The organism is Kribbella sp. NPDC055110, assembly GCF_053607525.1.
In genome coordinates, this window is record NZ_JBSGTS010000012.1 from 94564 (window position 1) to 108911 (window position 14348).

A 14348-nucleotide genomic window follows, 5' to 3' on the forward strand; every position below is an offset into this window, starting at 1 on the left:
TCCGGAGCGGCGACGCTGGGCGGTATGAAGATTGAAGGCTTTGAGTACCAGCGGGTCCCGGGGGCAGATGGTGTGGTGCTGAATGTTGCGGTTGGCGGCTCGGGGGCGCCGGTGGTGTTGTTGCACGGGTTTCCGCAGACGCATTTGATGTGGCGGCGGGTTGCGCGCGAGTTGGCGGTGGATCACACGGTGATCTGTCCGGATCTTCGGGGGTACGGCGCAAGTGACAAGCCGGTCGAGGGCTACTCGAAGCGGACCATGGCTGCGGATGTTGTCGCGGTGGCGGGTGCGTTGGGGCATTCGCAGTTCGCATTGGTCGGGCACGATCGGGGCGCGTTGGTTGCGTTTCGGGCGGGGCTTGATCACCCGGACGTGGTGACGCATCTGATGTGCCTGGACGTGCTGCCGACGCTCGACATGTGGGACGTGATGCACGGTGCGAGCGCGGCGGTCGGGTTCCACCTGTATCTGATGGCGCAGCCGGTCGGGTTGCCGGAGCGGATGATCGCGGCCAGCTCGGACGAGTTCTTCGGGTACTTCCTCGATCAGTGGGCGAATGATCCCGCGGCGATCCCGTCCGACGTGCGCGCGGCGTACCTGGAGGCCTGTCGGCAGGCGGTGCCGTCGATCGTCGCGGACTACCGCGCGTCGGCGACCGTCGACGTCACGCACGACGAGGTTGATCTTGCCCAGGGCAACAAGCTGCGGATGCCGGTGACGGTGATCCAGCAGGACTGGGGCGCCGCGCTCGGCTTCGACGCGGAGGGGCGGTGGAAGAGCTGGGCAGCCGACCTGCGGCACCACACCACCACGTCGGGTCACTTCATGGCGGAGCAGAACCCCGCCGAAATCAGCACGGCCATCCGCCAGCTGCTCAGCCGCTGACGGGTGCTGGACCCGCGTGGCGGGGGCGGTGGACAGGTTATTACGGGTGCACACGCCCCAGTTCCTGTGCACAGCACCCGGTTCCTGTGCACAGCACCGTTGGTTGGCGCGGGCGTGGCGAGGCGGCCGGTCCTGGGGTGGATCCGGCCGCCTTGCTTCTCGTGGTTATCCGGCCTGGAAGAAGGCGCCTTTGAGGTAGTCGTGCACGGCGTCCTCCGACACCCGGAACGAACGACCCACCCGCACCGCGGGCAGCTCACCGGAGTGCACCAACCGGTACACAGTCATCTTGGACACGCGCATGGCCGTGGCGACCTCCGCCACGGTCAGGAACTTCACCTCGGCGAGCGGCTGCTCACCACCGGACTTCTTTGATGCCATTTGCGCACCGCACTTCCAGCACGGATCGTGCGCCGGCTTCCCCTCCGGCACCTCCGTCCGTGCATGGACCGAGCGTAGTGGCTGTTGGTACGAATGGGAAAGAGGGGGACTCGTGTGACTCAATACGAAGGATCGAGGCCGAGCAGAGGGAAGCTCGCGTCGCGGGTCGCCTTGATGGAGCGGTCGAGCCAGGTGTCGGGGTTGTAGCCGCTCGACCAGTCGACGTACGACGGGTCGCGGCCGTCCGTCATGCGCACCGGCGCGATCCGCCCGAACCGCAGCTGGACCTCCTCGCGCCACGTCTCCGGCACCGCCGTAGCGGGGTCGATCGGGTGGCCGGCGACGATTGCCAGCAGGTGCGTCCAGGCCCGCGGTACGACGTCGATGATCGCGTACCCGCCGCCACCCGTGGCGATCCACTTCCCGTCGGCCACCTCGTGCGCGAGCTGGTGCAGGGCCAGGTACGCCGCACGCTGCCCGTCGATCGTCTTCGTCAGGTGGGCCAGCGGATCCTCGACGTGTGAGTCGCACCCGTGCTGCGTGACCAGGACGCTGGGACGGAATGCTTTCACCACGTCGGGGACGACCGCGTGGAACGCCCGCAACCAGCCTGCGTCGCCGGTCCCGGGCGGGAGCGCGACGTTGACCGACGTACCCTCGGCGCCCGGTCCGCCCGTCTCCCCGGCGCTTCCGGTGCCGGGGAACAGCGTGGTCGGTGACTCGTGCAGGCTGACGGTCAGGACGCGCGGGTCGTTGTAGAAGACGGTCTGTACGCCGTCACCGTGGTGAACGTCCACGTCCACGTACGCGACCCGCTCGGCGCCGTGGTCGAGCAGCCACTGGATCGCGATCGCCGGGTCGTTGTAGACACAGAATCCGCTGGCCTGGTTGGGCATCGCGTGATGCAGGCCGCCGGCGACGTTCGCGGCGTGGAGCACATCGCCCTCCCACACCGCGCGGGCAGCCTCGACCGAGGCGCCGGCGATCCGCGCGGAGGCCTCGTGCATGTGCGGGAAGCAGTACGTGTCCGACGTACCGAGTCCGTGCGCGGGATCGGCGTCCTCGGGGTGCTCGCCCGCGCGTTTGACCGCGGCCACGTACTCGGCGGTGTGCACGGTCTCGAGCAGCGCGTCGTCGGCGGTCGGAGCGGGCACGACCTTGAGCTGGTCGAGGACGCCGAGCTCGCGGGCGAGCTTGATCGTCAGCTCCACCCGGATCGGACTCATCGGGTGCCCACGGCCGAAGTCGTACGCCGTCAACCCGTCGTCGAACACCAGCAACGCCTCACCACTCATGCCCTTGACCATAACCTTCACGACTCCGGTAGGGGTTTCCCGAACCTCTCACTCATCCGGTAAGCACCTCGCCGGGCATGGAAGACGGTCATCGCGACGACGCCCAGTGCGCCGGCGGCCAACGCCGCCCGCTGGTGGTCGCCGACGTGTGCGGGCACGAGCAGTGCGCCGGCGATCGCGAACGCCGCGAGACCGCCGACGGCGTTGTTGGTGGGCGAGTTGCCGGTCAGGTTCGGGTACTCGCGGGCGGTGATGCCGGCGATGAAGTGCGGGATGCCGTTGGTACCCATCAAGCCGGCCAGCAAGGTCAGCACGATCGCCTGGATCATCGGTGCTCCTTATTTCGGTCTACATGTGTTGACTGAAAGATAGAACACCCACCCACACTGGGTCAACATGCGTAGACTGACGGCCGTGACGACCAGGGTGGAGCAGCGCCGCCGGACAGAGGCCCGGATCCTGACGGCGGCCCGGGAACTGTTCGGCGAGCACGGGTTCGACCGGACCACGATCCGCGCCGTCGCGACCCGGGCCGGCAGCGACCCCGGGCTGGTGATGCGGTACTTCGGATCGAAGGAGAAACTGTTCGCGCAGGCGGCCGCGATCCCCGCGGACGGGCCGATCGAGGGCTCGCCGGAGCAGATCGCGGAACAGCTGACCGCTGCTCTGACCGAGAAGCTGGCCGACGAGCCGACGGCAGCGCTCGCCGCACTGCGCGCGATGTTCACGCATCCGGAGGCAGCCGCAGAGGTCCGGGCCGCGATGACAGCGCAGCAGCGGCAGGTGGCGGCGCACTTGCCCGGGGACGACGCGTTGGTGCGGTCCGGCGTGATCGGCGCACTGACTCTCGGACTGGTGATCTCGCGGCACCTGGTCAGGCTGGACGGTCTCGACGTACCGCCCGACGAGCTGATGGCGGTCGCCGGACCGCTCATCGAGCAGCTGACGGAAGAGGCCGGGCACAACTAGACGGGCGGCGCGGCACCCCTCCCAGGTCGCGCCGGCCCGCCAGTGGTCCAACAGTCGATTCATCGGCGGCGGACTGCAAAGCGTTACAGAATTTGCAGTCGCTGACAGAAAAGCCGCAATTTCTGGCCCGATCGTGCCGTCACCCGACTGCGGACAGTGAGATTCGGACTTGCGAGTACGGGTGCCGGCGGCCAGAGTTCTCCGGTGAGGCAAATGAAACCCAACCGGCGGCAGATCTTCACGGTAGGAGCGGCGGCTGCGGCTGCCGCCACCGTGGCCGCCTCAACCGAAACCGCATCCGCCACTACGGCGTCCCTGTCCTCGGCAGAGTCCACCGAGTTCGCGACGACCACGTCGTCCACCGGACCGTACGGTTCCGGCGTGCTCGGCTCCTGGGCCGGCGCGCAGCGCGCCATCTCGACCCCGGCGCAGATCCAGCACACCCGCGACACCAACGGCGTCTTCATGTTCGGAGACAGCATCTCCGTCCAGGACGGCAAGGCGCTGGCGATCCGGCTGCTGAACCGCAACGGCACCCAGCTCGCCGTCAACAACTGGTCCAGCCGGCCCACCTCCGGTGCGGTCGACGCGTTGCAGCAGTGGGCGTCGACATACGGCCTGCCGCGCCGGATCCTGATCGCGAGCGGGTCCAACGACATCTTCGACCCGCCGAAGTTCGCGGCCGAGGTCGCCCGTGCGGTCGGCATCGTCGGCCAGAACCGGAGCCTGTACTGGGTCAACATCCAGGTCGTCCGCAAGAGCGTCACCGCGGCCGTGCAGCTCGCCGACCAGCGCAACAGCTCGTGGCTCAACATGCAGCTGTACGACCAGCAGGAGAAGTACCCGAACCTGAAGATCATCCGCTGGGCCGAGTGGCTCTGGGTCAAGCCGTACCGGCTGACCAACTACCTGCGCGACGGCGTACACCCGACGGTGCCGCTGGGCCAGGACGCGCGCAACGAGCTGATCGTCCAGTCGCTGGTATCCTGACCACGTGAACACGAACTTGCAGCTGTGGTGGGCCGCCTAGGGCGGTCCACCCGGCGTGTTCGCACGCATCCATGAGGCCGTCTCGCCGAGGCGGCCTCTTCTTATGTCCTCGGTGGGGCCTCCAACCACCGAAAGGGCACGATCATGACCTCGCTTTCCGGCATCACCCCGTCCGGCCGTCTGACGCTGGGCAACCACCTCGGCGCGCTGCGCCGGTTCACCGACCCGGACGGGTTCTACTTCGTCGCGAACCTGCACGCGATGACGACCCGGCACGATCCCCGAAGACTCGCCACGCTGACCCGCGAGTTCGCGACGCTGATGCTCGCCGCCGGTGTCCCCGAAGGCACAGTCTTCGTCCAGTCCGACGTACCCACGCACGCGCAGCTCGCGTACCTGCTCGAGTGCACGTCGTACGTCGGTGAGCTGTCCCGGATGATCCAGTACAAGGAGAAGGGCAACGGGCGCCCGATGACGCGGGCGTCGCTGTTCACGTACCCGTGCCTGATGGCCGCGGACATCCTGCTGTACGGCGCTGAACGGGTCCCCGTCGGCGGCGATCAGGACCAGCACGTCGAGCTGGCCCGCGACATCGCGATCCGGTTCAATCGCGAGTACGGCGAGACGTTCGTCGTACCGCAGCTCAACAAGGCGGCGCTGGCGACGCGGGTGAAGGACCTGGCGAACCCGACCGCGAAGATGAGCAAGTCCGACGCCGACGACGCGGTCGGCACGATCCGGCTGCTCGACCCGCCGGACGTGATCCGCCGGCAGATCATGCGCGCCGTGACGGACTCCGGCAACGAGGTCCGGCACGACGAGGCGGCCAAGCCGGGCGTCACCAACCTGCTGGAGATCCTCGCGGCGTGCACCGACGGCGATCCGGTCGAGCTCGCGAAGGCCTACGCGTCGTACGGCGCACTGAAGCAGGACGTCGCGGACGCGGTCCTGGCCGTCATCGAGCCGCTGCAGAAGGAGTACGCGCGGCTCGCGACCGACCCGGGCGCGATCGAGAACCTGCTCGCACAGGGCCGGGACCGGGCGCTCGAGGCGAGCACTCCCCGACTCCAGGCAGCGACCCGGGCCATGGGTTTGGCAGGATCTACGCCATGAGGATCCGCGCCGCCACGTTCAACCTCCGCAACTCCTCCGCGCCCGACGGCGACAACGCCTGGCCGGTACGGCGGAGGGCGGCGGTGGCGGCGATCGAACACCTGGACGCGGACGTGGTCGGGCTGCAGGAAGTGTTGCCCGACCAGCTCGAGTACCTGCGCTGGCGGTTCCCGAAGTACGAGATCGCCGGCGCCGGCCGGGACGACGGCATGAACGCGGGTGAGCACGCCACCGTCCTGGTCCGGCCCGGCGAATGGCGCGTCGAGCGGCAGGAGACGCGCTGGCTGTCCGACGACCCGGGAGCGCCGGGATCGATCGGGTGGGACGCCGACCTGACCCGGGTCGCGACCCTGGTCTGGCTGCGGCACCGCAACGGTACGACGATCGGCGTCGTCAACACGCACTACGACCACGCGGGCGAGGTCGCGCAACTGCAGTCGTCGCGGCTGATCGCGCGCTGGATCAGCGGATCGATCCCGTGGATCGTGATGGGCGATCTCAACGCGACCCCCGACTCGCCGCCAGTCAAATCCCTCGTCGACTCCGGCCTGTCACTCGCCGTACCGATCAAGGCCGGCGGGACCTGGCACGACTTCACCGGCGCGGTCGACGACGACCGCATCGATCACATCCTGGTGAGTCCAACCTGGACGGTGACCGACGCAGCCGTCTCCCACCACCGCCCGGACGGCCAGCTCCCCAGCGACCACTGGCCCGTAGTCGCGACCCTAGATCTTCGCTAGTACCTCTTCGCGCAGGCGCTCGAGCGCGTCGAAGCGGCGCTGTCCGTTGCCGAGGAATGCGTCTGGGACGAGGAGTTCGTCGATGCCGGCTGCTGGGTATTGGGCGACCACGTCGAGGACCTCCTGCGCCGATCCCATGATCACGTGCGCGCCGCGGTCCTCGAGGCGCTGCTTGCGTTCGAGCGCCTCGGTGTCCCCCGGTACGACGACCTCCAGGAACGTCTGCGCGGAACGCCGTACCGACTGCGGATCGCGGCCGATCCGCTCGCAGTGCTTCGCGAAGACCTCCCCCTTCTGCGCAGCCAGCTCCGGGCGGCCCCAGTGGTTCCACTCGTCGGCGTACTTCGCAACGATGCCGAGGGCAACCTTTTCTCCGGACGCCCCGATCAGGATCGGGAGGTGCGCCGGCTTCGGTTCGCAGGGCGCGTCGGTGAGCTGGTAGTACTTGCCGTCGAACGTCGTCCGCTCCTGGGTGAGCAGGCCCTTGATCACCTGACAGGCCTCCTCGAAACGCTTGAGGCGCGAGCCGATCGGCGGCAGCTCGATGCCATACGCCTCGTGCTCGTTGATCTGCCAGCCGGCGCCGATCCCGAGCACGAACCGCCCGTTCGCCATCTGGTCGATCGTCGCGGCCGCGTTCGCGACCACGGCCGGGTGCCGGTACGTGTTCCCGAGCACCATCGAGCCGACCCGCACCCGCTCGGTCCGCGCGACGATCCCCGCGATCAGCGCCAGTACCTCGTTGACCGGGATGCTCAGGTCGTCCCCGTTCTGCATGAAATGGTCGGCTATCCACACGCCGTGCCATCCGGTCCGCTCGGCGTACTCAGCACCTTCGAGCACGCCCTGCCAGTTCCGGGAGGCCGCAGGCCACAAAGAAAAGTCCATGACACGACCCTACGTTCGCCCGCCCCGACGTACCGTCCTGTTCCGCCGGCCGGGCGCCCCAGGAGCCGGATCTGGGGAGGATCGCCTGCTCAAATCGGGACAAGATCCTCCCCAAGTCATGTCCACTCGGCCTGTCCCCGAGACGCGGCGGGGACGTGTTCGGCGGTGGGTGGCCGCGGTGGGCCGTGGAGGATCAGGTGGGGGTTACGGGGACTCTTGGGCGGCGAGGATTGCGTCTCCGTTCTGTTCTGCCCATTCCGTGAGCATCCGGACCGGGCCCATCAGGGTGCGGCCGAGGTCGGTCAGGGCGTACTCGACGCGGGGCGGGACACCGCCGTGGTCGGTCCGCGTGACCAGGCCGTTCGCTTGCAGCCGGCGAAGGGTCTGGGTGAGGACCTTCTTCGAGATCCCGCCGATCAGTTCGATCAGCTCAGAGTGCCTGCGGGCGTGGTCGTTGAGGCCCCACAGGACGACGACGGCCCACTTGTCCGCGATCACCTCGACCGCGAGCCGGGCCGGGCAATCGGCGAGAAAGACGTCACCAGGTTCCACACCGTACACAGCGCCAGGGTACCCAGTGGTTCCCACGGCAGTACCTAGCGTTCCGTGACATGAGCACAATTCCGGACAGCGCGCAGCGGCTCTTCGAAGAGCCGAAGAACGTCACGATCGTCACCGTCGACCCGGACGGCTCGCCGCAGGCCTCGCTCGTGTGGGTCGAACGCGACGCCGACGACATCCTGATCGGGATCCAGGCGCCGCACCGCAAGACCCGCAACCTGTTCCGCGATCCGCGGGTGACGCTGCTGATCCAGGACGACCAGGTGAGCTCGCGCGGGATCACGCAGTACCTGGTGCTGCGCGGTACGGCGAAACTCGACGGGCCGGGGATTCCGCGCGAGTACAAGGCCTTGATGGATCGCGAGACGCAGCGCTACCTGGGTCTGCCGGAGTTCCCGTTCGGCGAGGGGATCTGGGACACCGGGGTGATCGCCCGGGTGACCGTGGAGCGGGTGAGCGGTGAAGGCCCGTGGGCCGCCAAGTGACTCAGATGACGATGTGCCAGCGGAGCAGGAAGGCGCCGATCGAGACGACGACGTAGAGCAGGACGAGGAGGGTGCCGATGCCGGGGCGCGGGCGGTGGCGCTGGACCTTGACCTCGAGGGACTGCTCGCGCAGGACCTCCATCACCGCGGCGACCTCGGCGGTGCGGTCCTTCGGGATGCCGTTGATCTCGTGCTCGTCCGGGCCGCGGGTGAGTACGACGTTGTCGTCGCCGACCTCGATCTTGCCGACGTCCTGCCAGGCGAGGCTGCGGATCAGCATGCTGGTGCGAGCCTTCAGGCCGCTCGGGAACAACTCGACGCGGTAGAGCACGACGCCGCCGGCGACGCGGACGACCGACGCTCCGATGATCGTCAGCAGACCGACCGCGAGCATGTCGCGGGCACCCATCCAGAGCCACGAGTTCAACGCCGGTACGACGACGAACGGCAGCACGAACAGCGCCCATGCCCACCACGGCGCCGGATCCAGCGGCACTCGCCACGGAAGCGGCGGCACCTCGCGTTCCTGAAGCTGTGCGGGCCGTTCCTGATGGTGCGCAGGCCGATCCTCATCCTGCGCAGGCGTCGTCGCCGGCTCGACCGAACCGTTACCCATGGGCGAACTCATATCCCTCGAACATGGCAGGAAACCTCGGCGCCCAACCATAACGCCACCCACGCGACAGGTGTTATTCGGCAGCCAGATCGCGCGAACGGTTGCGGGCGGCCTCGATCGCGGACAGGAACGCGGCGCGGACCTTGTGGTCCTCGAGCTCGCGGACCGCGGCAGCCGTCGTACCGCCCGGGGACGTCACGCGCTCCCGCAGTACGGTCGGGTGTTCGCCGGTCTCGCGCAGCAGCTTCGCGGATCCGACCACTGTCTGTACGACGAGTTCGGTCGCCGTACTGCGCGGCAGGCCCATGTGGACGCCGGCCTCGATCATCGACTCGACGACGAAGAAGATGTACGCCGGCCCGGAGCCGGAGACCGCGGTCACCGCGTCCTGCTGCTTCTCCGGCACCCGGATCACGCGACCGGTCGCGGCGAGCAGGCTCTCGGCCAGCTCAAGGTGGCTCTCGTCGCAGTGCGCGCCGCGGGAGATCGCCGCCATCCCCTCGTCGACGAGGGCGGGGGTGTTTGGCATGACGCGTACGACGGCAACGCCTTCCGGCAGCCGCGACTCGACGAAGCCGGTGGTGATACCGGCCGCCAGGGAGATCACGGTCTGGGTCGGCTGCACGGCCGGGGCGATCTCGGCGAGCAGATCCGGCATGTCCTGCGGCTTCACGACCAGGACGAGCGTGTCCGCCTGCTTCGCCGCGTCCACATTGGACACGACGTCGACGCCGTACCGCTCGCGCAGTTCGGCGGCACGTTCCTCCCGGCGCTCGGTGATCAGGAGGTCCTCCGGTCGCCGCCCGGCCCGAATCAGCCCGGACAACAACGTCTCCCCCATCACTCCGGCCCCGAGAACGGCCACCTTTGTACTCATGCCCACAGACTAACGACGAACTGCCCAGATCCCGGTCCCGCTGCCCAGGTACCGGGACATAGGCTCTCCTCTCCCGCCCCTCCGCCCCGAGAGAAGGACCCGTCCATGCGTATGCCGCGCGCTCTCGCCGTCCCTGCTGCCGCGCTCCTGCTGATCAGTGGCCTTACCCAAGCCACCGCCGCACAAGCCACGATCACCCGTGGAGCAGCCGCCGTGCTGCAGGCCGCCGACGCCGACACGGACACCGATGACGGCGTCAACGGGACGCTGACCAATCCGACCATGGCCAGCGCGGTCGCCCCCGCGACGATGTCGACAGCAGGCTTTTCCTACACAGCGCCCGTCGACCACTGCATCCTCTACGGCTACGAGATCGGCGCCACCTGCTACCAGTGGGTCGGTGACGACCAGTGGGTTGTCGACGGCATCGCCAACGGCTGGGCGGCCGTGGTGCACGTACAGACCAACTACGGCAAGGACCGGTACTGCCAGGCGCTCCCGTCCGCTCAGGGCTGGGGCAAGTGCAACTACGACCACATCGAAGGCAAGTGCGTCCGCTGGGAGATGTACGAGCTCAAGGACGGCGACACCCGCAACTTCACGGGCTGGAGCGCTTGGTACGGCACGCAGTACGGCTATGCGTGCTGATTACTTCTTGCTGATCAACGAGCGGGCGAAGAACTGCAGGTTGGCGGGGCGCTCGGCGAGGCGGCGTACCAGGTAGCCGTACCAGTCCTCGCCGTACGGGATGTAGATGCGGACCGTGTGGCCAAGGCCGGCCAGGCGGAGCTGCTCCTCGGGGCGGATGCCGTACAGCATCTGGTACTCGTAGCTGCCCGGTTTGCGGTGCGCGCGGTCGGCCAGCGCGCCCGCGATCGAGATCAGCCGCGGGTCGTGCGTCGCGATCATCGGGTAGCCGTCGCCGTTCATCAGGACCTTCATCGCGCGGACGTAGCCCTTGTCGACCTGGCGCTTCTCCTGGAACGCGACCGACTCGGGCTCCTTGTACGCGCCCTTGCACAGGCGGACGCGGGACCCGGCGTACGCGAGGTCGCGGCAGTCGGCCTCGGTACGGCGCAGGTACGCCTGCAGGACCGCACCCGTCTCCGGGAAGTCCTGGCGCAGCTCGCGGAGGATCCCCAGCGTGGAGTCGGTCATGGTGTGGTCCTCCATGTCCAGCGTCACCGTCGTACCGGCGTTGCGGGCCGCGAGGCAGATGGTCCGCGCGTTCTCCAGCGCGATCTTCTCGCCGTCGCCCGCGAGCGCCTGGCCGACGGCGGACAGCTTCACCGAGACCTCGGCGTGCTTCGTCAGGCCGGCCGCGGAGAGCTTCCTCAGCAGGTCCAGGTACGCGTTGGCGGTCGCGCCCGCCGCAGCCAGATCGGTCACGTCCTCGCCGAGGTGGTCGAGGGTGACGTTCAATCCGTTGCTGACAAGTTTCTCGGTGGCCAGCACGGCCTCCGGAGCGGTCTCACCGGCCACGAACCGGGCGACGATGCCACTGGACACAGGCAGTGACGACACAGCCTTCTTGATCTGGGGGCTGCGGGACACGCCCAGCAGAACTCGCCGAAGCACGATGTGTTCCTCCTCAACCCAGGGTTACTCGTTCGATGGTCGCACCCCTGCTTGGTGGAAGATGCGGCCATGCCCATCTTCAAGCGTCGCCGCCGGAAGGCCGTGGAGGCCGACCCGATCGGCGCGTTCTGGTCCTGGTGGTCCAGCGCCGGTGCAGCGAGCGTCGCGGACGCCGTCGCCCGCCGGGAGCCGACCGATGCGAACGTGGAACTGAACGAGCGGGTCGCCCGCATCCACCGGGATCTGGAGTGGGAGCTCGGCCCCGGCCTGCACGCTCAGCATGTGCTGATCGTCACAGCCGCCGGCAATCCGGCGCAGCGCGCGGTCGCTCGCCGCTGGTTACGCGCTGCCCCGCCGTCCGACCAGACCTGGGAGTACGCCGACCTGCGCCGGCCCGGGCCCGCGGTGACGATCCAGTTCGAGGGGCTCCCGCCGGTCGCGGTCGACGAGTCCGTGGTGTCGATCGAACCGGATTCGGCGTCGGTGCACGTCGGCGTACACCATCCTGTCTTCTCGTCGCTGTCGGTGGACGTGCAGCGGCGGGTGACGTTCCTGATCCTCGATCTGGTGCTCGGCGAGGAGATGGTGGAGACGTGGGTCGGCGCGATCGACACGCTACCGGCGGCGCCCGACGACGCCGTACCGGTGATGGAGTTGTTGCCTGCGGTGGCTGGGTTTGCTGCCGAGCACACGCTCGAGGACGGCAGTCCGGCGTGGAAGATGTTGGAGGGTACGCGCGACGGTCAGCGGGTGATCGCGACGGCCGAGTACCCGTTGCGCTCGATCCGGCGGCCGCACCTCGACACGCATGTCGCCGTGTCGATCAGCTATCCCGTGGTGCGTGACGACGGTCTTCCCGAGTCCGAGATGCTCGACGAGCTCCGCGCGTTCGAGGACCACCTCACCGACCGGCTCGGCGGCTCCGGCAACCTCCTCGCCCACGAGACCTCCGCCGGCACCCGCATCCTGCACTACTACACCGACGGCACCACCCCCGCCGACGCCCAACTCCAAGCCGCCACCACCGGCTGGCCCCACGGCAAAGTCACCCTCACCACCACCCCCGACCCCGCCTGGCACAACGTCACCCACCTCTCCGGCTGACAGGTGCAACCTCGGGCGTCGGGCTTTTCGTCTTGAGGGGGAGATGGAGAGTGGAGGCTCGGATGGTTGAGCGGGACCGGGAATTCGTCGAGTTCGTCGAAGGGGCGGAGGGGGCTCTGCGGCGGACCGCGTTTCTGGTGTCGGGCGATCGGCACCGGGCCGACGACGTCGTCCAGGACGCGCTGTACAAGCTGTACCTGGCCTGGCCGAAGGTACGGCGGGTGAGTAACCCGTTCGCCTACGCACGCCGGATGGTCGTCAACGCGGCGTACGACGGGAAACGGCGGCCGTGGCGGCGGGAGGTGATGACCGCCGACGTACCGGATGAGGTCGGGTACGACGACTTCGCGGCGGGGCATGCCGACCGGGACGAGGTACTGGCGGCGCTTCAGTCGCTCGGGCCTCGGCAACGGGCGTGCGTCGTACTGCGGTACTACGAGGACCTGTCCGTCGAGCAGACCGCGGAGATCCTCGGCTGTTCCACGGGAACCGTGAAGAGCCAGGCGGCACGTGGTCTCGACACTCTCCGACGAGCCATCGACCAGCGGCGGACGAGCCGGGCGCTGTGAAGGAGAACGAGATGGAAGACGTACGAGAGGTCAGCGCCGAACTCCACCGACTCGCCGAGTCGGAGGCGATGGACCCGCTGGACACCCGCCGGCTGCTGGAGCGCGGCCGTCGCGGCAGGCGGCGCCGCAAACTGATCGGCGCGAGCGGGGCGGTAGCGGGTGTCGCGGTAATCGCGATCGGCGCGAGCCTGCTGCCGAACCTGAGCTCGGCCGACAGCCAACCTGGCGTCGCGAGCAACCCGCCGGAGCAGTTCAGTCCGGTGCCGGGTGTGCCGCGCGGCGAGGAGTCCGCGGACCAGCGGATCACGCACGAGGAAGCCGAGCGCCGCTGCGCCCTGCGGAACCCGAAGGAGACGCGAAAGCTCCAGGGCACAGGTACGGCGAGGTCGGGGCATCTCGCGATGTACGAGTTCAAGATGGGCGCGGACGGCACCGACTGCATCATCCCCGGTGGCGACAAGCCATCGGCCGAGCTGGTCGTAGCAGCCGCAAAGGACCCGCTACCGAAGAGCACCGCGGACAAGCTCCGGAACTGTTCGGTGCTGGCCTGGGTCGACCTGACCGGCTGGCAGGTCGTGGCGGTCGACGAGTCGAAGACGGCAGGCCGAGCCGCCCTGGTTGCGATCTCGCCCACCGGCCAGAAGGTCGCCGAGTGCGAACTGACCGCGGAGAAGGGGGCCATGGGCTACTTCGAACGCACCACGACGTTCGCGACGTTGACCAAGCTCGGCGGCGACGACCCGGTTCTGAACCCGGCCGACAAGTCGGCCCGCTCCGCCATGTACTCGGCCGCCGGCGGCAGCGGTCGCGGCCAAGGCTGCACGGGCCAGATCTGCACCGGCTGGGAGGCGATCGGCTGGGGCCGGGTCGCCTCGAAGGCCGCCACGACGGTCCGAATGCGGATCGGAACCGGACCGGTCTACCAGGTGCCGGTCGGCGAAGGCGGCTGGTTCGCCTTCACCTGGCGGACCTCGAACAATTACAAGTTGAAGGAGCGGGCGAAGATCGCGGCGTACGACCGCGCCGGAAAGATCGTCAAGGTCATCCAGTAGCGGTGACGGCGCGCGGAGCGTCGTACCGAATGTGTACGCCGACGGCGCGGTCCGGACGATCGGATCGCCCCTTCGCCGACCCCACCTACTACCGGTGGTCCCCACCAGCAAAAACCGATTGGCTCTTCGGCGAGTAAAGCCCCGGCGCGCGCCGGATTCCTCAGGCGGTACGCCGTTCTGAGGAATCCGGCTGACGGACTGTGGTTCGGCCCCACGCGGCTCCTGCGGCTTTGACCTCGGCG

Annotated in this window: 18 protein-coding genes; 10 read left to right on the plus strand and 8 right to left on the minus strand. The window is 68.5% G+C overall.

Annotation, left to right across the window (positions count from 1 at the left end; genetic code table 11):
• Positions 1-24 precede the first annotated feature (24 nt).
• Positions 25-885, plus strand: a complete 861-nt coding sequence (locus tag ACWF0M_RS20460; protein WP_452237265.1) for an alpha/beta fold hydrolase — start codon at positions 25-27, stop codon at positions 883-885.
• 165 nt (positions 886-1050) lie between these two features.
• On the opposite strand, the gene ACWF0M_RS20465 is transcribed toward ACWF0M_RS20460, so the two are convergent.
• The 3 genes from ACWF0M_RS20465 to ACWF0M_RS20475 all read right to left on the minus strand — a co-directional run bounded on the left by ACWF0M_RS20465 (position 1051) and on the right by ACWF0M_RS20475 (position 2890).
• Positions 1051-1266 (minus strand): helix-turn-helix domain-containing protein, encoded by a 216-nt coding sequence (locus ACWF0M_RS20465; RefSeq protein ID WP_012923942.1) that lies wholly within the window; start codon positions 1264-1266, stop codon positions 1051-1053.
• 119 nt (positions 1267-1385) lie between these two features.
• Positions 1386-2561 carry an acetoin utilization protein AcuC gene (locus ACWF0M_RS20470; protein WP_452237266.1) on the minus strand — a complete coding sequence of 392 codons (1176 nt, stop codon included), beginning with the start codon at positions 2559-2561 and terminating at the stop codon, positions 1386-1388.
• A 17-nt stretch (positions 2562-2578) separates the two neighbouring features.
• The gene (locus tag ACWF0M_RS20475; RefSeq protein ID WP_452237267.1) at positions 2579-2890 is read right to left on the minus strand and encodes a hypothetical protein; all 312 of its coding nucleotides are present in this window, start codon (positions 2888-2890) and stop codon (positions 2579-2581) included.
• Positions 2891-2975: 85 nt separating this feature from the next.
• Here ACWF0M_RS20475 and ACWF0M_RS20480 point away from each other — a divergent pair, with 85 nt between their 5' ends.
• The 4 genes from ACWF0M_RS20480 (at position 2976) to ACWF0M_RS20495 (ending at position 6376) form a co-directional block, all read left to right on the plus strand.
• Positions 2976-3530: a TetR/AcrR family transcriptional regulator gene (locus ACWF0M_RS20480; RefSeq protein WP_452237268.1), complete on the plus strand. Its 555-nt coding sequence runs from the start codon at positions 2976-2978 to the stop codon at positions 3528-3530.
• A 213-nt stretch (positions 3531-3743) separates the two neighbouring features.
• A complete protein-coding gene (locus ACWF0M_RS20485) occupies positions 3744-4520 on the plus strand; it encodes a hypothetical protein (RefSeq protein ID WP_452237269.1) in 777 nt (258 codons plus the stop codon).
• A 144-nt stretch (positions 4521-4664) separates the two neighbouring features.
• Positions 4665-5633, plus strand: a complete 969-nt coding sequence (gene trpS, locus ACWF0M_RS20490) for a tryptophan--tRNA ligase (RefSeq protein WP_452237270.1) — start codon at positions 4665-4667, stop codon at positions 5631-5633.
• Positions 5630-6376 carry an endonuclease/exonuclease/phosphatase family protein gene (locus ACWF0M_RS20495; RefSeq protein WP_452237271.1) on the plus strand — a complete coding sequence of 249 codons (747 nt, stop codon included), beginning with the start codon at positions 5630-5632 and terminating at the stop codon, positions 6374-6376. The genes trpS and ACWF0M_RS20495 overlap by 4 nt, the downstream gene beginning before the upstream one ends.
• On the opposite strand, the gene ACWF0M_RS20500 is transcribed toward ACWF0M_RS20495, so the two are convergent.
• Positions 6362-7264, minus strand: a complete 903-nt coding sequence (locus tag ACWF0M_RS20500) for a TIGR03560 family F420-dependent LLM class oxidoreductase (RefSeq protein ID WP_452237272.1) — start codon at positions 7262-7264, stop codon at positions 6362-6364. The two genes, ACWF0M_RS20495 and ACWF0M_RS20500, sit on opposite strands and share 15 nt — an antisense overlap.
• Positions 7265-7468: 204 nt before the next feature.
• Positions 7469-7825 (minus strand): winged helix-turn-helix transcriptional regulator, encoded by a 357-nt coding sequence (locus ACWF0M_RS20505; RefSeq protein ID WP_452237273.1) that lies wholly within the window; start codon positions 7823-7825, stop codon positions 7469-7471.
• Between the two features lie 50 nt (positions 7826-7875).
• Between ACWF0M_RS20505 and ACWF0M_RS20510 the strand changes: the two genes are divergently transcribed.
• A complete protein-coding gene (locus ACWF0M_RS20510) occupies positions 7876-8310 on the plus strand; it encodes a pyridoxamine 5'-phosphate oxidase family protein (protein WP_452237274.1) in 435 nt (144 codons plus the stop codon).
• Position 8311: 1 nt separating this feature from the next.
• On the opposite strand, the gene ACWF0M_RS20515 is transcribed toward ACWF0M_RS20510, so the two are convergent.
• On the minus strand, positions 8312-8938 hold the full coding sequence (locus tag ACWF0M_RS20515) for a hypothetical protein (RefSeq protein ID WP_452237275.1): 627 nt from the start codon (positions 8936-8938) through the stop codon (positions 8312-8314).
• 61 nt (positions 8939-8999) lie between these two features.
• Positions 9000-9803: a pyrroline-5-carboxylate reductase gene (gene proC, locus ACWF0M_RS20520; protein WP_452237276.1), complete on the minus strand. Its 804-nt coding sequence runs from the start codon at positions 9801-9803 to the stop codon at positions 9000-9002.
• Between the two features lie 105 nt (positions 9804-9908).
• Between proC and ACWF0M_RS20525 the strand changes: the two genes are divergently transcribed.
• On the plus strand, positions 9909-10451 hold the full coding sequence (locus ACWF0M_RS20525) for a hypothetical protein (protein ID WP_452237277.1): 543 nt from the start codon (positions 9909-9911) through the stop codon (positions 10449-10451).
• Here ACWF0M_RS20525 and ACWF0M_RS20530 read toward each other — a convergent pair whose 3' ends face one another.
• Positions 10452-11381 (minus strand): proline dehydrogenase family protein, encoded by a 930-nt coding sequence (locus tag ACWF0M_RS20530; protein ID WP_452237278.1) that lies wholly within the window; start codon positions 11379-11381, stop codon positions 10452-10454.
• A 69-nt stretch (positions 11382-11450) separates the two neighbouring features.
• Between ACWF0M_RS20530 and ACWF0M_RS20535 the strand changes: the two genes are divergently transcribed.
• The 3 genes from ACWF0M_RS20535 (at position 11451) to ACWF0M_RS20545 (ending at position 14106) form a co-directional block, all read left to right on the plus strand.
• Complete coding sequence (locus ACWF0M_RS20535) at positions 11451-12485, plus strand: DUF695 domain-containing protein (protein WP_452237279.1); 1035 nt, start codon at positions 11451-11453, stop codon at positions 12483-12485.
• Positions 12486-12547: 62 nt separating this feature from the next.
• Positions 12548-13054, plus strand: coding sequence for a SigE family RNA polymerase sigma factor (locus ACWF0M_RS20540; RefSeq protein ID WP_452237280.1), 507 nt, complete (start codon positions 12548-12550; stop codon positions 13052-13054).
• Positions 13055-13065: 11 nt separating this feature from the next.
• Positions 13066-14106: a hypothetical protein gene (locus tag ACWF0M_RS20545; RefSeq protein ID WP_452237281.1), complete on the plus strand. Its 1041-nt coding sequence runs from the start codon at positions 13066-13068 to the stop codon at positions 14104-14106.
• The last annotated feature ends 242 nt before the right edge of the window (positions 14107-14348 follow it).